Below are 19,001 nucleotides of genomic sequence, written 5' to 3' on the forward strand. Positions count from 1 at the left end.
TCGTACGCCTTCAAGGCAACCGACAAGCTGAAGATCACCCCCGGTGCTCAGTACTTCGGCGATCTGAACGACGGCAACTTCGGCTTCGACAGCGGCCTCGACAAGTGGCGCGCTGGCGTGACCCTCGACTACGCGATCACCGAAGGTCTGGCGACCCGCGTGTCGGTTCAGTACGAAGACGAAGATCAAGTCGGCGGTGGCTCTGAGGACCAGGTTTTTGGTTTCGTCCGCCTGCAGCGCGACTTCTAATCTGATCTGACCTCGGTCAGATTAGAGAAGCCCGGCTTTCGAGCCGGGCTTTTTCGTTTTTGCGCAAAGGTCGGTGGAGCCGTTTCGTTGTGATGAATGTCACAGGCCCTGTTTAAGCACCGCGCACAATAGTCTCCAGAAATTCAGCGATGTCTTGCTTGAGGTCACCGACATGCAGCAGTGGCGCGTGTCCCTGGCCAAGTGCGGTAACGGAAGTCATTTTCTGATGCCGACGGTGCATTTCGGTGGCTGTTTCTTCGGCCAGCAACCGTGTGTTTTCTCCTCGGACGAGTAACAAAGGGTATTGGCCGAGCGCCTGAAAGGGCTCCCAGAGATCGGGCAGGGGAGTGCTGTCGTCGAGTGGTAGCAACTGCTTCGCAATTGCCTGGTCAAAGTCCGGGACTGGATATCCATTTTCATCGCGGTAAATGGCGTTCGCCATGTCGCGCCAATCGGTTTCGCCAAGTACCGGAAACTCTGTGCCGTGCAAGGCTCGAAGATGAGCCGGCGCATCTTCCCAGGTCTGCGGTCTGCCACCGTTATTGAGGTATTCGCGGATTGCGAGCAATCCACCACGTTCGATCACGGGGCCGATATCGTTTAGCACCACGGCGGCAATGAGCGACGGCGTCTGTTGCGCGAGCAGATGCAGGATCAATCCGCCGCGGGACGTGCCGATGAAAACTGCTCTCTCAATTCCAAGTGTATGGCAGGCCGTGATCACGTCGTTCGTTTCTACGGGGATGCTGTAGCGGCTCTTGTCCGGATCGCGCTCCGATTGTCCACGGCCGCGGTAGTCGAGGCAGAAGACAGTGCGCGAGCCACCGACCGGCGATGAGAGATGTTGTGCGAGGAAATGGAAGTCGCGGCTGTTGCGCGTGAGGCCCGCAAGGCACACGACGGGTAAAGAACCGCCAACTTCGAGCGATTTGTGGCCATAGATACGTGCGTAGAGCCGCAAGCCGTCGTTCGATAAAAAATAGCGCTCGCTAAAACCGTCCTGCCGCATGGCTCTGGCCTTTCCTCTGATCGTCAAAGAGAGAATAGAGCGCATTCGGGGAAAGTGCGAAGAGCTTCTTCGTCAGAAAATTTGTAAAAACAAAGAGGTAGAGCTGTTTCGGTGACCCCGTTCGAGCTTGAACAACTTTAGTGACCGCGCTTGGGTCGCCATGTCGTGATGCCGCGACCTTTGTCAGTGCGACAGGCGTAAGCATGGGGGTGAAAAATCGCGCTCCCGCAGTTTGCCAGCGTAAATTTTAGAGCATGTCGCGCAAAAGTGTGCCGCGGTTTTGCGATAACGACATGCGCAAAAACAAGAACTTAAAGCGCACCAAGCGAATCTGAAAGATCGCGAAGCGCTTAACTGCGCAGATGTCTTGCTGCAGTGGCTTGAGTGGACGCCCGTCTCGGGCGTTTACCAGGGGCTTTGCTGCCGTTTCACGTCGCTAGGACGGTGAACGTCCCATCCTGAGATCTTCAACGATATCAGCGCTTTGGCCGAGCCGCACCTTGTAGACCTGGTAGTTTTCCATGACACGCTGGACATAATTGCGCGTTTCCTGGAACGGGATGCGCTCGATCCAGTCGACGACCTCGTCGATTGGCTTGCCGCGGGGATCGCCATAGCGGCTGAGCCAGTCCGGGACGCGGCGCGGGCCGGCATTGTAGGCGATGAAGGTGAGAATGTAGGACCCGCCGAAGCTGTTGATCTGTTCGCCGAGATAATGCGCGCCGAGGGTGGCGTTGTATCCGGCATCGCTCGTCAACCTGTCCTTGGAATAGGCAAGACCGTAGCGGCTTGCCACGCCTTTGGCGGTTCCCGGCAGCAGCTGCAGCAGGCCTCGCGCGTTGGCGGTTGAGACAGCCGCAGGATTGAAGGCGCTTTCCTGGCGCGCGATCGCATAGGCGAGCGCCTTGCCCGAGCCGTCGATGTTGGCGGTCGGCGGGATGACGCCGACGGGAAAGGCGAGGGCTGCGACGTCGATGCCGCGGCCGAAGGCCGTCTTGCCGATCTGAAGCGAAAGCTGGTGATTGCGGGTTTTTTCGGCGCGGGCCGAAAGGATGGCCAACTCGCCAGGGCTTGTCAGTTCCTCGGCCAATGCCCGGTAGATGCTGTCGGCGCGCCAGCCGTGGCCTGCCGATTCGAGCCGTGAGATGGCGCGAACCGCCTCGCGGCTTTCGAAACGGGCGCGGTCTTCGGCTGAGGGCGCCGGATAGGTCACGTTAAGCACCTTGCGGCCGAGCCGTGCGGCCGCGAGCTGGCCGTAGAACGTGCCTGGAAACCGGGCGGCATTGGCGAAATAGTCCTTGGCGTTCCCCGGTCCACCGGCTTCCGCCGATCGTCCAAGCCAGTACCAGGCGCGCGATGCGGAAAGCGGTCTGGTGGAAACATCGAGAATGCGTCGGAAATGCCGCGCGGCGGCAGCCGGGTCTTCCTTGCCACGCAGTGCGTACCAGCCGGCATGAAACTCCGCATCGACGATATCGGTCGCTTCGGTTGCCCTGTGGTTGGCGGCGACCTGATAGGCGCCGCGGAAATCCCCCTTGTCAAGCAGCCCGCGGCTGATGATCCGCTGCTCGGTCCACCACTCTCCGGGATTGATCAGCGCGTCCTCGTCGCTTGGCATCGTCGCCAGCAGCTTGGCGGCCTCCGCATACTTGTCCTGTTTGCGGAGGTTCTCGATGCGGATAAACAGGTAGGCTGGGTCCTTATGCCAAGAGGGGTCCACCGCCGATATCAGCGCCGTGGCATTGGTGCCGCCACGGTTGACCGCCGCCCAGGCGCGATAGAGAGACTGCGCCTTGCCAAGATCGCTGAAGCGTTCCGCCTGCTCGACGCGATTGCGATAAAGCAGCATCGCCATTCGCCGTCTGTGATCGGCGACTGTCAGCAGGCCCGAAAATTCGGAAAGGATCTGGGTCTCCACATCCTTGTCGAGCCCTTGCTTGAACCAGAGCGCACGCAAGCGCGTGGCGGCCGTCGCACTTTGCCCCTGGGCCACAAGCGCGCGGGCAAGAATGATCGTGCCTTCCGTGGTTTCAGGCTGTGTCTGGCCGAAGGCCGCAACAACGTCGGCTGCCTGCGGGTTCTCGCGATAGAGAGCACGTTCGGAGTTGGCACGCAGCGATTTGAGGCCGGGCCACCCCTGCAGTTCGCGCTGGGCACTGGCGATTTCGAAGGAGCGGATGCCGCGTTGGCCCGAGACGGCGATCGCCCAGGTCAGAATGTGACGGTCGAGCGTGCCGTCAGCCATGCGGTTTCGCACGGCGATTGCCGTGGCGGGGTCCTTGTTGGAAAGCGCGTTCAGCCCGAGTTTCAGCTCACTTTGGATCGGCGATGGCGTTGCGTGGATCGCGCCGGTGATGTCCTTACCGGAAACGCGACCAGCCTTGTCAGAGATCGCCGGTTTGGCGCCCGGTACCGGCACTTTGTTTGGGGGCTCGGAAGAAAGGGCCGACGAGGCCAGAAGCGCTGCGCCGACCATGGCGGCGACAGGCAGAAGAATTGATCCGCGCATCAAGAGCCCCGTGTTTCCCCGTGTCTCGCATTCATTTGCCGCCGGATTGCCTAACGAAAGGTTACCGGGATTTACCGATCATCGCAATTGCATCGCCGGGCGCCTTAGTACCGGATGGCAAGCGACGAGGATTATACGGCTTCAACGTCAAGCTTTTACGTGAAAACCGGCATGAAATGCCGTGTCACGGCGCTTGCCGCAGCCCCCTCACATGATTATGGTGCGGCAGTTTTTTAACCGTCGATTACGGCCAAAGCGTGAGTGTGCTTGCGTCTTTGAGCCGTCAGGAGTTGTGCATGTTCAAGGGTTCCATTCCCGCTCTCGTAACACCGTTTACCGCCGCGGGCGCTGTGGATGCGGAAGGTTTCGTCGCGCATGTGGAATGGCAGATAAAAGAGGGCAGCACTGGCCTCGTGCCCGTCGGCACGACTGGCGAATCCCCGACCCTTTCGCATTCCGAGCACAAGCAGGTCGTCGAACTCTGCATCAAGGCGGCCGCCGGGCGAGTGCCCGTGATTGCCGGCGCCGGCTCCAACAACACCATCGAAGCCGTCGAGCTTGCGCAACATGCCGAAAAGGCGGGTGCGGATGCGGTGCTTGTCGTCACGCCTTACTACAACAAGCCGACGCAGAAGGGCCTGTTCGCCCACTTTTCGGCGATCGCGGAAAGCGTGAAGCTGCCGATCGTCATCTATAATATCCCCGGCCGTTCCGTCGTCGACATGAGCGTCGAAACGATGGCTGCGCTCGCCAAGGCCTACCCGACGATCATTGGCGTCAAGGATGCGACCGGCAAGATCGAACGCGTATCCGAGCAGCGCATGGCCTGCGGCAAGGATTTCGTCCAGCTTTCCGGCGAAGACGCAACGGCGCTCGGCTTCAACGCCCATGGCGGCGTCGGCTGCATCTCGGTGACGGCAAACGTCGCGCCGCGGCTTTGTGCTGAATTCCAGCAGGCCACGCTTGCCGGCGACTATGCGAAGGCGCTGGACTATCAAGACAAGTTGATGCCGCTGCACAAGGCCATCTTCATGGAGCCTGGCCTTTGCGGCGCCAAGTACGCGCTGAACCGTCTCGGCCGCATGAGCCGCGCTGTTCGTTCGCCGTTGCTTTCGACACTCGAGCCAGCAACGGAAGCCGCAATCGATTCGGCGCTCAGGCATGCAGGATTGATGAACTGATGGCACCCAAGGGAAGCCAGCGCACAGTCAAGAAAATTGTCGCGGAAAACCGCAAGGCCCGCTTCAACTACGAGATCGTCGATACCTACGAGGCCGGTATGGTTCTGACCGGAACCGAGGTCAAGTCGCTGCGCGAAGGCAAGGCAAATATTGCGGAATCCTACGCCACCGACGAGGGCGGGGAGATCTGGCTGATCAATTCCTATCTGCCGGAATACCTGCAGGCAAACCGCTTCAACCACGAGCCTCGCCGTCGGCGCAAGCTGTTGCTGTCCAAGCGCGAGGTCAACCGGCTGCAGGGCGCCGTCAACCGTGAAGGCATGTCGCTCATTCCGCTCAAGATCTATTTCAACGATCAGGGCAGGGCCAAGCTTGAATTGGCGCTGGGCAAGGGCAAGAAGTTGCACGACAAGCGCGAAAGCGCCAAGGAGCGCGATTGGAACCGGCAGAAGAGCCGGTTGCTCAAGGACCGGGGCTGAACGCAGCCCCGCGCTCGCCACGGCGCGGACGTGGCTCTTTCTTTACTGATTGGCGAGTGGTGGGGTTGGGCTCAGATCTCGACGGGGTCTGCCACTGGCTCGATATGCTGGCGGGGGGTGCGCTCGGACGGGTCGCGGCCGATTTCCGCGCGCAGCGTGACGAGATCGATAAAGTGATCGGCCTGGCGACGCAGGTCATCGGCGATCATTGGCGGCTGGGTCGACATCGTCGACACGACCGAGACCTTTCGACCCTTGCGCTGCAGCGCCTCGACGAGCGTGGTGAAGTCGCCATCGCCCGAGAAGATCACCAGGTGATCAACGGTTTCCGATTGTTCCATGGCGTCGATCGCGAGTTCGATGTCCATGTTGCCCTTGATCTTGCGACGGCCGAGCGAGTCGGTGAATTCCTTGGCCGGCTTGGTCACGACCTTGTAGCCGTTGTAGTCCAGCCAGTCGATCAGCGGACGGATCGAAGAATATTCCTGGTCCTCGATGAGAGCCGTGTAGTAGTAGGCGCGCAGCAAGTAGCCGCGTTTCTGAAATGCCTTGAGCAGTTTGCGATAATCGATGTCGAAACCGAGGCTCTTCGATGCGGCGTAGAGATTGGCGCCGTCGATAAAAAGAGCGATCTTCTCGCGTGGATCAAACATCGTTATTCCTTTTTAGTGCGCATCTCGCTCGGCTAAGCGGCCCTTCGGCGAATGCGCGAAAATACGTCGATTACATTAATAATTGCTGATATTGCAAATAATGTAGTTAACCACTTGCATTATTCCAAGCGGCTTCCCGCGAATATAGCTAGTTTTAGCAGTTGCTGCAGTTCGTCCACATCGCAAGTCTGCAGTTTCTACCAGACGTTTCCGGTCTGCATTTGGAAGTGCAACCAGGGTATGTATTCGCGAAGTCTAGCCCGCCCGCGTGGCATTTTACCATGCAACACGGGGTGATGTGAGCGCTCAGTGCAGGAAAAACTTGAACTCCTGTTGTTTTGATTGTATCCGAGCGGCTAATTCCAGAAATCGGAGCCGATGAGGCCGTCATCCGGCGGCCGTTCCGGTCTCGTGTCGTTAATCCGTGCTGCGGCGATGATCGCCGCGCTTTGAGCCCAAAAGGACAGGCAATGGCCCGCGTCACCGTCGAAGATTGCATTGACAAGGTCGACAACCGTTTCGAACTCGTGCTGCTCGCCAGCCACCGCGCCCGCCTGATCTCGCAGGGCGCAGCGATCACCATCGATCGCGACAATGACAAGAACCCCGTGGTCGCACTGCGCGAAATCGCCGACGAGACCCTCTCGCCGGGCGACCTCAAGGAAGACCTGATCCATTCGCTGCAGAAGCATGTCGAAGTGGACGAGCCCGAGCCCGATCCGGCTTCGCTGGTTCAGGCCGATGCCGACACGACGTTTGCCGCGACGGCGGAAGACGACGATCAGCCGGAAGCAATCACCTTCGACCGCATGTCGGAAGAAGAGCTGCTGGCCGGCATCGAGGGCCTGGTGCCCCCGGAAAAGAGCGACGACTACTGAGATCCGTAACGGAACAAACGTTCCCGCGTGTTATCAAAGCAGTGCGCCACTCGTATGATTGGCGCACTTTTTTTATTGTCTTTTCCCACGGAGCCGCCCGCGAATGATGCGCCAATACGAGCTCGTTGAGCGCGTTCAGAAGTACAAGCCCGACGTCAATGAAGCCCTGTTGAACAAGGCTTACGTCTACGCCATGCAGAAGCATGGGCAGCAGAAGCGGGCAAGCGGCGACCCCTACATTTCCCACCCGTTGGAAGTCGCGGCGATCCTGACTGAAATGCATCTGGACGAATCGACCATCGCGGTCGCACTCCTGCACGACACGATCGAGGATACGACAGCGACCCGGCAGGAGATCGACGATCTCTTCGGCGAGGATATCGGCGCGCTCGTCGAGGGCCTGACCAAGATCAAGAAACTCGATCTCGTCACCAAGAAAGCCAAGCAGGCCGAAAACCTGCGCAAGCTGTTGCTGGCGATCTCCGACGACGTGCGCGTCCTCCTGGTCAAGCTTGCCGATCGTCTGCACAATATGCGCACGCTCGACCATATGACGGCCGAGAAGCGCGCGCGCATCTCCGAGGAGACGATGGACATCTATGCGCCGCTCGCCGGGCGCATGGGCATGCAGGATATGCGCGAGGAACTGGAAAACCTCTCGTTCCGCCATATCAATCCGGAGGCTTTCGAGACCGTCACCCGGCGCTTGGAAGAATTGTCCGAGCGCAACGAGGGCCTGATCAAGAAGATCGAAGACGAACTGACCGAGCTGCTCCAGGCTGAGGGCTTGAAGGGCGCGCAGGTCAAAGGGCGGCAGAAGAAGCCCTATTCGGTCTTCCGCAAGATGCAGTCGAAATCCCTGTCCTTCGAGCAGCTATCCGACGTCTGGGGCTTTCGTATCGTCGTCGACGATATCCCGTCGTGCTATCGCGCGCTCGGCATCGTGCACACACGCTGGCGCGTCGTACCCGGTCGTTTCAAGGATTACATCTCGACCCCGAAGCAGAACGACTATCAGTCGATCCACACGACCATCGTCGGGCCTTCGCGTCAGCGCATCGAGCTGCAGATCCGCACACGACGGATGAACGACATCGCCGAGTACGGTATTGCGGCGCATTCGCTCTACAAGGACGGCGAGGGCGCATCGACAGAGACTGCCCTGTCGCCGACATCGAATGCCTATTCCTGGCTGCGGCGCACGATTGAATCGCTGGCCGAAGGCGATAATCCGGAGGAGTTTCTCGAGCACACCAAGCTCGAGCTTTTCCAGGACCAGGTGTTCTGCTTCACGCCGAAGGGGCAGCTCATTGCGCTGCCGCGCGGCGCGACGCCGATCGACTTCGCATATGCGGTCCATACCAACATTGGCGACACCTGCGTCGGGGCCAAGATCAACGGCCGCATCATGCCGCTGGTGACGCGCCTCAACAACGGCGACGAAGTCGAGATCATCCGCTCGGGCATCCAGGTGCCGCCGCCCGCATGGGAAGAGATCGTTGTCACCGGCAAGGCGCGCTCCGCCATCCGGCGCGCGACGCGGGCGGCCATCCGCAAGCAATATGCCGGCCTCGGCTACCGAATTCTCGAGCGAACCTTCGAGCGCGCCGGCAAGACGTTTTCGCGTGAGGCCCTGAAGCCTGCGCTGCACCGGCTCGGACACAAAGAGGTCGAGGATGCGATCGCATCGGTCGGGCGCGGCGAGCTGTCGTCGCTCGATGTCCTGCGTGCAGTGTTCCCCGATCACCAGGATGAACGCGTCACCGTCAAGCCGAATGCCGACGACGGCTGGTTCAACATGCGCAGTGCGGCCGGCATGGTGTTCAAGTTACCCGGTCGATCCAAGGAAGCGGGCGAGCCGGCGCAGGCGGAAGGTCCGGAAGCGTTGCCGATCCGCGGGCTCTCGGGCAATGCCGGCGTGCATTTCAGCGCTGCCGGCGCTGTTCCCGGAGATCGTATCGTCGGCATCATGGAGAAGGACAAGGGGATCACCATCTATCCGATCCAGTCACCGATCCTGCAGAAGTTCGATGACGAGCCCGAGCGCTGGATCGACGTGCGCTGGGATCTGGACGAGGCCAACAGCAGCCGGTTCATGGCGCGGATCGCCATCAGTGCCTTGAACGAGCCAGGCACGCTGGCCGAAGTCGCGCAATCGATCGCAACGAGCGATGTCAATATCCGCTCGCTCTCCATGGGGCGCGTGGCTGCGGACTTCAGTGAGTTGCAGTTCGATCTGGAGGTCTGGGACCTCAGGCAGCTGAACCATCTGATTACCCAGCTGAAAGAACTGCCGAGCATTTCGACGGTCAAGCGCCTCTTCGAATGAAGGGGCGCTGGTTGTCGTCATCGCACTCCCATCGGCTCGGCATGCGCGTGCGTTTTACGCAGCTGCCTTGAAATCAGGCAGACCAAGGCTTGAAAAGCGGCAAGGCATGCTTGCCGCGCATGGCTGCCGTCTTTTCATGGCTCTGGTGGAACAGTGACCTCTAAACTATCTTCTGGATCGGGAGGTAAACGAAGAGGTTTGCCATGTTTAATCAGTTGAAGAAGATCACCCGCGCTCTGCGCGTCGCCACTCAGGAAGAGCGCGAGCTTGCCTATCTCAACGGTTCGGTCGATCGCATCGATCTCGAATACCGTCAGCGTCAGATCGATCGCGGCCTGTTCCGCAACGGCTACTAAGCTGCTGCCTGTTCCCGCATGAGGGTGGGAAAGGCGAGCCATGCGTCAGGCGAATGGCTCATTCGTGATCGCTGCACCATACGCCACCGGGTTGCAAGCAGCAGGCATGACGCCTATCTTGCGGCCTTCAAACAGGCGGACACGCTGTCTTGTGCCGACTGGCGGTGTCGAGATGCGGTCATGACGGCATAATGTTATTCAGACGTAGAAAACCGGTCACGATTTCCGAAAGGCTTCGCGCGCTTGTTTGGCCGCGCAAGGGCTTTCGGCGCGGCCCGCGTTATATGGCGCTGCGTGTTCTGCGCCTGTCATCGTCACCGCATTCGATTGCGGTAGGCGTTGCCGCAGGTGCGGCGTCGTCATTCACGCCGTTCTTCGGGCTGCATATCGTCATTGCGGTCGCGCTTGCTTCCGTGTTCTCCGGCAATCTGCTTGCTGCAGCGATCACGACGGCGCTCGCCAATCCGGTGACGATCCCGATGATCCTGACGGCGTCCTACGAGCTTGGCAGCGTCATCATCGGCCAGCAGGCGGCAGAGGTGGCGACTGGCGCGGATGTCGCGCATATGGTCGAACACCTGGAGTTTTCGGCCCTTTGGGGCCCTGTGTTCAAGCCGATGCTGATCGGATCGGTTCCGCTTGCCGCCGCCGGCGCCTTGATCTTCTATCCCCTGGCCTATCAGGCCGCCCGTCTCTTTCAGTCCCGCCGTCGACGCGCACGCTCGACCGGGACAAGGTCCACACCATGATTATCGGTATCGGCAGCGACCTCATCGACATCAGGCGCATCGAAAACTCGCTCTCGCGTTTCGGCGAGCGTTTCGTCAATCGCTGCTTCACCGAAGTGGAGATCGCAAAGTCCGAGGGCCGGAAGAACCGCGCCGCCTCCTATGCCAAACGCTTCGCAGCCAAGGAGGCCTGCTCAAAGGCACTCGGCACGGGGATAGCGCACGGCGTCTTCTGGAAAGACATGGGCGTCATCAATTTGCCCGGTGGCAAGCCGACCATGCATTTGAGCGGTGGTGCTGCCGAACGGCTTCAGGCGATGGTACCGAAGGGGCATCGCGCGGCAATCCATCTGACGATTACCGACGATTTTCCGCTGGCGCAGGCCTTCGTGATTATCGAAGCACTGCCCGTTGCCCCGCCAGAGGGAACGGTTTAGAGCATTCCGTTGAGAAAACCGGGGCTGCCCGTTTGCGTGGGCCGGCCATCGCGGCAGAGCTAACAAGTGCGCATCCCCCTTTGGGGCTGGAACGAGCGCAAACGACAGTTGATTGAGCGGCACGCTTCAAGCGCGTGCCGATGACAAAGGAAGACAGCAGCGTGGCAGAAAAGACAGAAGCGAAGCAGAGCGGTCTCTGGGAGAATGTGAAGGTCATCATCCAGGCACTGCTCCTGGCCGTGGTCATTCGCACCGTCTTCTTTCAGCCCTTCACCATTCCGTCCGGCTCGATGATGCCGACCCTGCTTGTCGGCGACTACATCTTCGTCAACAAGTTCGCCTACGGCTACTCCAAGTATTCGCTGCCGTTCTCGCCGGATCTGTTTTCCGGCCGCATCTTCGCAAGCGAGCCGGAGCGCGGCGATATCGTCGTCTTCCGCTTCCCGCCGAACCCGGACATCGACTACATCAAGCGTCTGGTCGGCCTGCCGGGCGATCGCATCCAGGTGCGCAACAGCATTCTCTATGTCAACGACAAGCCCATCGACCGGGTGCCTGACGGCGTCTTCCGCGCCGACGACCAGTACGACACCGGCGGCGACGTGCCTGTCTACCGCGAAACCATGGACAACGGCGTTTCCTATGACACGCTCGACCAGTTCCCGGATTCGCGCGGCGACAACACCCGCGAGTTCATCGTGCCCGAAGGGCATTACTTCATGATGGGCGACAATCGCGACAACTCGGCCGACAGCCGCTTTGACGTGGGCTTCGTGCCCGCCGAAAATCTTGTCGGCCGCGCCAGCCTGATCTTCTTCTCGCTCGGCAACGACACCTCGTTCCGCGAGATCTGGAAGTGGCCGGCGAACCTGCGCTACGACCGCCTGTTCAAGGCGGTCGAATGATGAAGGCGCGGTCGCTAAGCGCGGAAGATCGGGCCAAGCTCGAGGCCGTGATTGGCTATCAGTTCAGCGAGAAGGAACGGCTCGACCGGGCGCTGACCCATTCCAGCGCCCGCAATGCCAGAGGCTCGAATTATCAGCGGCTCGAATTCCTCGGAGATCGGGTGCTGGGGCTTTGCATCTCCGAGCTTCTCTTCCAGACATTTCACGACGCCAACGAGGGCGAGCTTTCGGTGCGACTGAACCAGCTCGTCAGCGCCGAGAGCTGCGCTTTGGTCGCCGACGACCTGGAACTGCACCAGTTTATCCGCACCGGTTCCGACGTGAAGAAAATCACCGGCAAGGCGATGATGAATGTGCGCGCCGATGTGGTAGAGTCGCTCATCGCCGCGATCTATCTTGACGGCGGGCTGGAGGCGGCGCGCAAATTCGTGCTGCTTCACTGGAAAGAGCGTGCGACCCGCGCCGACGGCGCCCGTCGCGATGCCAAGACTGAATTGCAGGAATGGGCGCATGCCAAGTTTGGTATCGCGCCGGCATACCGGACGGATGACCGTTCCGGCCCCGACCACGATCCGCGTTTCACCGTGACTGTTGAGGTCGCCGGCGTTGCGCCTGAGACCGGGACGGATCGATCCAAGCGCGGCGCCGAGCAGGTGGCCGCGACGAAATTGTTGGAACGCGAAGGCGTGTGGCGGAAAATCTCCGCCGGAAAATGACGGAAAACATGACGGATATGGAAAAAGATACGGGCGCCGAAAGCGCGCCGACCCACTCGGGTTTCGTGGCGCTGATCGGCGCCACCAATGCCGGCAAGTCGACGCTGGTCAACCGCCTCGTGGGCGCCAAGGTTTCGATCGTCAGCCACAAGGTGCAGACGACCCGGGCGATCGTGCGCGGCATTGCCATCCACGACAACGCACAGATCGTCTTCATGGATACGCCCGGCATCTTCAAGCCCCGGCGCCGGCTCGACCGGGCCATGGTGACGACCGCCTGGGGCGGCGCCAAGGATGCCGACGTGATCATGCTGTTGATCGACAGCGAGCGTGGCCTGAAGGGCGATGCGGAAACGATCCTGCAGGGCCTGAAGGAAGTCCACCAGCCGAAGATCCTGGTTCTGAACAAGATCGACCAGGTCAGGCCGGAGGATCTGCTGAAGCTCGCGGCAGCGGCCAACGAGACGATCCAGTTCGAGCGCACCTTCATGATCTCGGCGCTGACCGGCTCCGGTTGCAAGGACCTTATGGATTATCTCGCCGAAAAGCTGCCGGAAGGTCCCTGGTATTATCCTGAGGATCAGATCTCCGACCTGCCGATGCGCCAGCTTGCGGCCGAAATCACCCGCGAAAAGCTGTTCCTGCGCCTGCACCAGGAGCTTCCCTATGCCTCGCATGTCGAAACCGAGAAGTGGGAAGAGCGCAAGGACGGGTCCGTTCGTATCGAACAGGTGATCTACGTCGAGCGCGAAAGCCAGAAGAAGATTGCACTCGGCAAGAACGGCGATGCGATCAAGGCGATCTCCACCGCGTCGCGCAAGGAAATCTCCGAGATCCTCGAACAACCGGTTCACCTCTTCCTATTCGTCAAGGTGCGCGAAAACTGGGGCGACGACCCCGAGCGCTTCCGCGAAATGGGTCTTGAGTTCCCGCGCTGATCGGCGCGTTTCACAAACTGCATTGACGCCGCTCGCCAGCCTTGCTGGCGGGCGGTTTTATTTGAAACGTGAACCTCGGCTTCACAGGCACTCGCCGGACCATCAAGGCGCAAGCTGGATCGTCTCCGCACGGTTGGTCAAGACGTAGTCCGAGCGGCTCTCCGGCACCAATTCACGATCTTCGGCACTGTCGACACCCGTGGCGACGCCGCCGCTCTTTGCATGTGGTCGCCATATTGCGAACGATCTGTCACCCCGCGGTCGAATTGACCGGCTTGCGTACGCGTGAGAGGGAAGCAGCGTTCCCGCAGGTTCAGGAGAGAAGTCATGCCGCAGCTCGTCGATGGAAAATGGGTCAAGGGCGACGTTGCAGCGAGCGAGATGAAGGGTGGGGCCTTTCATCGCGAGCCGACCCGTTTCCGCAGCTGGATCACGGCCGATGGCGGCCCCGGGCCGAACGGGCAGCCAGGCCTTCCGGCGGAAGCCGGACGCTACCGCCTGTTCGTTTCCTATCTCTGCCCCTGGGCGTCGCGCACGATCGCCTTTCGCAATCTGAAGGGGTTGGAGGACGTTATCGGTCTGACGGTTTCCAGCCCAATGCTTGGCGACGACGGCTGGGTCTATGATGAGCCTGTCGATGCCGGCGCGCGCGTCGGTCTGATCCGCTACCATCACGAACTCTATACAGCGAGCGACGCCGGCTACACCGGCAAGGTATCGGTTCCCGTTCTCTGGGATATGAAGGAAGGGCGCATCGTCAACAACGAGTCCGCCGACATCATCCGCATTCTGAATTCGGCCTTCGACGAGCTCACCGGCAACCGCCTCGATTTCTATCCGGATGCGTTGCGCGCGGAGATCGATCGCTGGAACAGCCCGATTTACGAGCGCGTCAACAACGGCGTCTATCGCGCCGGTTTTGCGAAGACTCAGAATGCCTATGACGAGGCGGTCGCGAGCCTGTTCGAGATGCTCGACACACTCGAGCACCACCTGACGACCAACCGGTACATCGCCGGTGAATACCTGACCGAGGCCGATATCCGTCTGTTCGTGACACTCGTCCGTTTCGACGCGGCCTATCACGGCGTCTTCAAGTGCAACATCCGCCGGATCGAAGACTATCCGGTGCTGTCCAACTATCTCAGAGAAATCTACCAATGGCCGGGGATCGCCGAGACGGTGCGCATCGACCATATCAAGCAAGGCTACTACGGCATCACACATGTCAATCCGACCCACATCGTGCCCGCCGGCCCCTTGCTCGATTTCACCCGCCGCCATGATCGCCATTCGCTACCGGGTCGCGGGGTCGCCGGCGCTGACGTGAGGTCGGCCGATTTGCTAAGCAAACAAATCTTTGAGGGCGCATAAAGAGCCCATTGCCAATCGATCGAAGCTTACTACGTTAGTGGAAGTTCTGATGGATAGGAGCCCGATGGCGGCTGGCCTCAAGCGGCTCCGGCAATGCGCGCACGAGGAGCGTGGGATGTTTGCCGGATGCGGTGCGGCCACGAACGAGCCGGTTTTCGCCGCTTCCGGACGTACGCCGCGTCATGTCTCGCGCTCCGCGTCATGCCGCATCGCCTCTCGGAAGCCCCGATAGAACCCGGCCCCGCCGCCGTGCCCTTGCCACGGGACGGATGCGTTGATCTGGCAGGGGATGGCTATGAATGCGGCATTGTTGAATATGCTTCGCCGTCTGGTGCGCAAGGGCAATCTGACGGTGTTCTTTTCGTCCGGTGAACAAGTGATTCTGGGCGACGGCTCGGGCAAGCCGGCAACGGTCCGTATTATCGATGCAGAAGCTGAAAAGGCGATTGCCGTCGATCCCAGCCTTCGTTTTGGCGAACTCTACATGGACGGACGGGCCGTCATCGAGCACGGCGATATCTTCGACGTGCTCTCGATCGCCAAGGTAAACGGCCTCGAGCATGCGGCGACCGTTTCCAACATGCTGGTTGCTCTTCAGCATGTGCTGCGCCAGCAGGTGAAGAGCCGGATGCCGGTCAATCGCAACCGGCACAATGTTGCCCATCACTATGATCTCGACCGCAAGCTCTTCAATCTGTTTCTGGATCAGGACTGGCAATATTCCTGTGCCTATTTCGAGCTGCCGGGCATCTCGCTCGACGAAGCCCAGCTCGCCAAGAAGCGCCATATCACCGCCAAGCTGTTGCTGAAGCCTGGTCAGAAGGTGCTTGAGATCGGCTCCGGCTGGGGCGGGATGGCCATGTATCTGGCGGAATCCTCCGGCGTCGAGGTGACGGGCATCACGCTGAGCGAAGAACAGCTGAAGATCTCGCGTGAGCGGGCAGCCAAGCGTGGCCTGTCCGATCGCGTCCGCTTCGAACTCCAGGATTACAGGACGATGCAGGGGCGGCAGTTCGATCGCATTGTCTCGGTCGGCATGTTCGAACATGTCGGCATTGGCAACTATGGCCGGTTCTTTCGCAAAGTCAGGGAGCTGCTGAAGCCGGATGGCGTCATGCTGCTGCACTCCATCGGGCAAGTCTACAAGCCCTGGGCAACCAATCCCTGGATCGAGAAATACATCTTTCCCGGCGGATACATTCCCGCACTCTCCGAAGTCTTTCCGTCAGTGGAAAGCACACGTCTTCTGGTCAAGGATGTCGAGATCTTGCCGATGCACTATGCCTGGACATTGAGAGCGTGGCGGCAGCGCTTCCTGGCGCGACGCGAAGAGGTGGTAAAACTGTTCGACGAACGCTTTTTCCGGATGTGGGAGTTCTATCTTGCCGCGTCCGAAGCGGCCTTCCTGCATGACAAACACTTCATCTTCCAGCTGCAGCTGTCGCCGTCGCTTGAAACCGTGCCTTTCGCGCGCGGTTACATCGAGGCGAAGGAACGGGAGCTGATGGAATTCGAGAAGACCCGTCCGCCGCTCGAGCCGGTGGACATCTAAGGCATGCCGCCCGAAAGCGCGGCGCCTTCGGCAAACCGACACGCCTAAAAGCCAAAGTCCATGACGCGTCGTATGGATCCGTTCATAGGCGACGTGTTCTGATCGCCCATCTCCTGTGGAGTTCCGGTTTTGCCGCGCAGGCCTTCACTTGGCCTTGAAGGCCTGCGCCTTTATGGTCGCCGACTGAAAACAGGAAAGACGGATCCCACCATGGCCAGCCCAGCAAAACCAATCGCCGCCATCATTGCCAGCGAGATCAAGGCGACGATCCCCCAGGTCATCGCCGCCGTGGAGCTGCTCGACGAGGGCGCGACGGTGCCGTTTATCGCCCGTTACCGCAAGGAGGTGACCGGCGGGCTCGACGACACGCAGCTGCGGACGCTGGCCGAACGGTTGACCTATTTGCGCGAACTGGAGGCAAGGCGGGGTTCGATCATCGAATCCATCCGCGGACAGGGCAAGCTGACCGACGAACTCGAAGCCAAGATCGCCGCAGTCGAAACCAAGGCCGAGCTCGAGGACATCTATCTGCCGTACAAGCCGAAGCGGCGCACCAAGGCCGAGATTGCCAGGGAGCGTGGACTCGGTCCGCTTGCCGAAGCCATTCTTGCCGACCGGACGATTGCACCGGCTGATCGTGCCGGCGCGTTTCTGACGGCCGATGTGCCCGATGTGAAGACGGCCCTCGACGGCGCGCGCGACATTATCGCCGAAGGCATGACGGAGAATGCCGACCTGCTCGGGCGCCTGCGCAATCATATGAAGGGCGCGGCGTTCCTGCGAGCCAAGGTCGTCGACGGCAAACAGGATGCGGGTGCAAAGTTCTCGGACTATTTCGACCATTCCGAACGCTGGGCGACGACGCCGGGTCACCGGGCGCTCGCCATGCTGCGCGGCTGGAACGAAGAGGTGCTGTCAGTCGATATCGTCGTCGATCAGGACGATACGTCCCCGGTCAAACCGGTGGAGCGCATGATCGCCGCCGCCTACACTGTCGGCGGGCAGCTGCCGGGCGACAAGTGGCTGGCGGAAGTCATCGGTTGGACCTGGCGCGTGAAGCTGTCCATGTCCCTCTCGCTCGACCTGATGCGCGAACTGCGCGAGCGGGCAGAAGAGGAAGCGATCCACGTCTTTGCGCGCAATCTGAAGGATTTGCTGTTGGCAGCTCCTGCCGGTTCGCGCGCTACCATGGGGCTGGACCCAGGCATCCGCACCGGCGTCAAGGTTGCCGTCGTCGACGGCACGGGCAAGCTGTTGGAGACGACGACCGTTTACCCGTTCCCGCCGAAGAACGATGTGCGCGGCACGCAGGCCGAACTTGCATCGCTGATCCGCAAGCACAAGATCGAGCTGATCGCGATCGGCAACGGCACCGGCAGCCGCGAAACGGAAAAGCTGGTTGCCGACATGCTCGCGCAATTGCCGGCACCGAAGCCGACCAAGGTCATCGTTTCCGAGGCCGGCGCGTCGGTCTATTCCGCTTCCGAGACGGCAGCCCTTGAGTTCCCCGGCCTCGACGTCTCGCTGCGTGGCGCTGTCTCCATCGCCCGGCGCCTGCAGGATCCGTTGGCCGAACTCGTCAAGATCGAGCCGAAATCGATCGGCGTCGGCCAGTATCAGCACGACGTCGACCAGTCGAAGCTCAGCCGCTCGCTGGACGCGGTGGTGGAAGACGCGGTGAACGCGGTTGGAGTCGATGTGAACACGGCCTCGGCGCCGTTGCTCGCGCGTGTCTCGGGTCTCGGCAAGTCATCGGCGGAAGCGATCGTCGCGCACCGTGATGCCACTGGGCCGTTTGCCAGCCGTAAGGAATTGCTGAACGTGGCGCGTCTCGGCGCCCGCACCTTCGAACAGTGCGCCGGCTTCCTGCGCATTCCTGATGGCAAGGAGCCGCTCGATGCGTCCTCAGTCCATCCGGAAGCCTATGGCATCGCCAAGAAGATCGTCGCTGCCTGCGGGCGGGACGTGCGTTCGCTGATGGGCGACAGCGCGGCGTTGCAGAAGCTCGACCCACGCGTCTTCGTCGACGACCGTTTCGGTCTGCCGACGGTCAAGGACATTCTGGCCGAACTCGAAAAGCCGGGCCGCGACCCGCGCCCGAGCTTCAAGACCGCAACATTTGCCGACGGCATCGACGACATCAAGGACCTGAAGGTCGGCATGCAGCTCGAAGGCACCGTGACCAATGTTGCCGCCTTCGGCGCCTTCGTCGATATCGGCGTCCACCAGGATGGCCTCGTCCACGTCTCGCAACTGGCCGACCGGTTCGTGAAGGACCCGCATGAGGTGGTCAAGGCCGGCGACGTGGTTCGGGTGCGGGTGACCGAGGTGGATGTGCCGCGCAAGCGCATCGGACTGACGATGCGTAAGGACGGCGGTGCCGATACGGGCCGCGAGGCGAAGGCGCCGGCATCGAACAATGCCAATCGCGGCGCGCCTGTGCGTCCGCAGAAGCAAGCTCAGCCGTCGCAAGGCGCCTTCGGTGCCGCGCTTATGGAAGCGATGAAGCGCAAATAATGCGTGTAGCCCGGAAGTCGTACGGACTTCCGGGCTATCCTCTATGAATTAGGTAATTGTAATATATCCAGCGCGCCGCCATACTGATCTGGTGGCGGCACCTGTATCGTGTCGCGAGCAAGTGCCGATCATAACCATGCCGGTCTACGGCGGACGAGGTCAGCGGAAACTCCTTTTCCGCCGGGTTTCCC

General features: G+C 60.8%; 18 protein-coding genes. 14 read left to right on the forward strand and 4 right to left on the reverse strand.

The genetic code is table 11. The features are described from left to right. Positions 1-249 (forward strand): porin (locus LPJGGPFB_RS08040; RefSeq protein ID WP_173419499.1); only part of this gene is annotated, 249 nt, incomplete at its 5' end. A 112-nt stretch (positions 250-361) separates the two neighbouring features. Here the strand turns inward: LPJGGPFB_RS08040 and LPJGGPFB_RS08045 are convergent. After that, positions 362-1,258, reverse strand: coding sequence for an alpha/beta fold hydrolase (locus LPJGGPFB_RS08045; protein WP_173419500.1), 897 nt, complete (start codon positions 1,256-1,258; stop codon positions 362-364). 436 nt (positions 1,259-1,694) lie between these two features. Next, the gene (locus LPJGGPFB_RS08050; protein WP_173419501.1) at positions 1,695-3,767 is read right to left on the reverse strand and encodes a lytic transglycosylase domain-containing protein; all 2,073 of its coding nucleotides are present in this window, start codon (positions 3,765-3,767) and stop codon (positions 1,695-1,697) included. A 296-nt stretch (positions 3,768-4,063) separates the two neighbouring features. Between LPJGGPFB_RS08050 and dapA the strand changes: the two genes are divergently transcribed. Beyond that, a complete protein-coding gene (gene dapA / locus LPJGGPFB_RS08055; protein WP_173419502.1) occupies positions 4,064-4,948 on the forward strand; it encodes a 4-hydroxy-tetrahydrodipicolinate synthase in 885 nt (294 codons plus the stop codon). After that, positions 4,948-5,427: an SsrA-binding protein SmpB gene (smpB, locus tag LPJGGPFB_RS08060; RefSeq protein ID WP_173419503.1), complete on the forward strand. Its 480-nt coding sequence runs from the start codon at positions 4,948-4,950 to the stop codon at positions 5,425-5,427. The genes dapA and smpB overlap by 1 nt, the downstream gene beginning before the upstream one ends. Before the next feature lie 71 nt (positions 5,428-5,498). On the opposite strand, the gene LPJGGPFB_RS08065 is transcribed toward smpB, so the two are convergent. Further along, positions 5,499-6,080: a LabA-like NYN domain-containing protein gene (locus tag LPJGGPFB_RS08065; RefSeq protein ID WP_077503977.1), complete on the reverse strand. Its 582-nt coding sequence runs from the start codon at positions 6,078-6,080 to the stop codon at positions 5,499-5,501. A 470-nt stretch (positions 6,081-6,550) separates the two neighbouring features. On the opposite strand from LPJGGPFB_RS08065, the gene rpoZ reads away from it, so the two are divergent. The 9 genes from rpoZ to LPJGGPFB_RS08110 all read left to right on the forward strand — a co-directional run bounded on the left by rpoZ (position 6,551) and on the right by LPJGGPFB_RS08110 (position 14,741). Next, a complete protein-coding gene (rpoZ, locus tag LPJGGPFB_RS08070; protein ID WP_077503976.1) occupies positions 6,551-6,958 on the forward strand; it encodes a DNA-directed RNA polymerase subunit omega in 408 nt (135 codons plus the stop codon). 103 nt (positions 6,959-7,061) lie between these two features. Then, positions 7,062-9,287: a RelA/SpoT family protein gene (locus LPJGGPFB_RS08075; RefSeq protein ID WP_173419504.1), complete on the forward strand. Its 2,226-nt coding sequence runs from the start codon at positions 7,062-7,064 to the stop codon at positions 9,285-9,287. Between the two features lie 203 nt (positions 9,288-9,490). Next, on the forward strand, positions 9,491-9,643 hold the full coding sequence (locus tag LPJGGPFB_RS08080; RefSeq protein ID WP_065787305.1) for a DUF3563 family protein: 153 nt from the start codon (positions 9,491-9,493) through the stop codon (positions 9,641-9,643). A 284-nt stretch (positions 9,644-9,927) separates the two neighbouring features. Beyond that, complete coding sequence (locus LPJGGPFB_RS08085) at positions 9,928-10,392, forward strand: DUF2062 domain-containing protein (RefSeq protein WP_234902787.1); 465 nt, start codon at positions 9,928-9,930, stop codon at positions 10,390-10,392. After that, positions 10,389-10,808, forward strand: a complete 420-nt coding sequence (gene acpS, locus LPJGGPFB_RS08090) for a holo-ACP synthase (RefSeq protein ID WP_173419506.1) — start codon at positions 10,389-10,391, stop codon at positions 10,806-10,808. Before LPJGGPFB_RS08085 ends, acpS begins: the two co-directional genes overlap by 4 nt. Positions 10,809-10,969: 161 nt before the next feature. Continuing rightward, positions 10,970-11,713 carry a signal peptidase I gene (gene lepB / locus LPJGGPFB_RS08095; RefSeq protein ID WP_173419507.1) on the forward strand — a complete coding sequence of 248 codons (744 nt, stop codon included), beginning with the start codon at positions 10,970-10,972 and terminating at the stop codon, positions 11,711-11,713. After that, complete coding sequence (rnc, locus tag LPJGGPFB_RS08100; protein ID WP_173420992.1) at positions 11,713-12,429, forward strand: ribonuclease III; 717 nt, start codon at positions 11,713-11,715, stop codon at positions 12,427-12,429. Before lepB ends, rnc begins: the two co-directional genes overlap by 1 nt. Further along, positions 12,426-13,367, forward strand: coding sequence for a GTPase Era (gene era, locus LPJGGPFB_RS08105; protein ID WP_171986893.1), 942 nt, complete (start codon positions 12,426-12,428; stop codon positions 13,365-13,367). Before rnc ends, era begins: the two co-directional genes overlap by 4 nt. 327 nt (positions 13,368-13,694) lie before the next feature. Further along, a complete protein-coding gene (locus LPJGGPFB_RS08110; protein ID WP_173419508.1) occupies positions 13,695-14,741 on the forward strand; it encodes a glutathione S-transferase family protein in 1,047 nt (348 codons plus the stop codon). 34 nt (positions 14,742-14,775) lie between these two features. Here LPJGGPFB_RS08110 and LPJGGPFB_RS08115 read toward each other — a convergent pair whose 3' ends face one another. Next, positions 14,776-14,925 carry a hypothetical protein gene (locus LPJGGPFB_RS08115; protein WP_173419509.1) on the reverse strand — a complete coding sequence of 50 codons (150 nt, stop codon included), beginning with the start codon at positions 14,923-14,925 and terminating at the stop codon, positions 14,776-14,778. Between the two features lie 111 nt (positions 14,926-15,036). On the opposite strand from LPJGGPFB_RS08115, the gene LPJGGPFB_RS08120 reads away from it, so the two are divergent. Next, positions 15,037-16,293 (forward strand): cyclopropane fatty acid synthase, encoded by a 1,257-nt coding sequence (locus LPJGGPFB_RS08120; RefSeq protein ID WP_173419510.1) that lies wholly within the window; start codon positions 15,037-15,039, stop codon positions 16,291-16,293. Between the two features lie 210 nt (positions 16,294-16,503). Further along, positions 16,504-18,810, forward strand: a complete 2,307-nt coding sequence (locus tag LPJGGPFB_RS08125) for a Tex family protein (protein WP_173419511.1) — start codon at positions 16,504-16,506, stop codon at positions 18,808-18,810. Positions 18,811-19,001 lie beyond the last annotated feature (191 nt).

The sequence above is a fragment of the Ensifer adhaerens genome, from assembly GCF_013283195.1.
Classification (GTDB): Bacteria; Pseudomonadota; Alphaproteobacteria; order Rhizobiales; family Rhizobiaceae; genus Ensifer; species Ensifer adhaerens_G.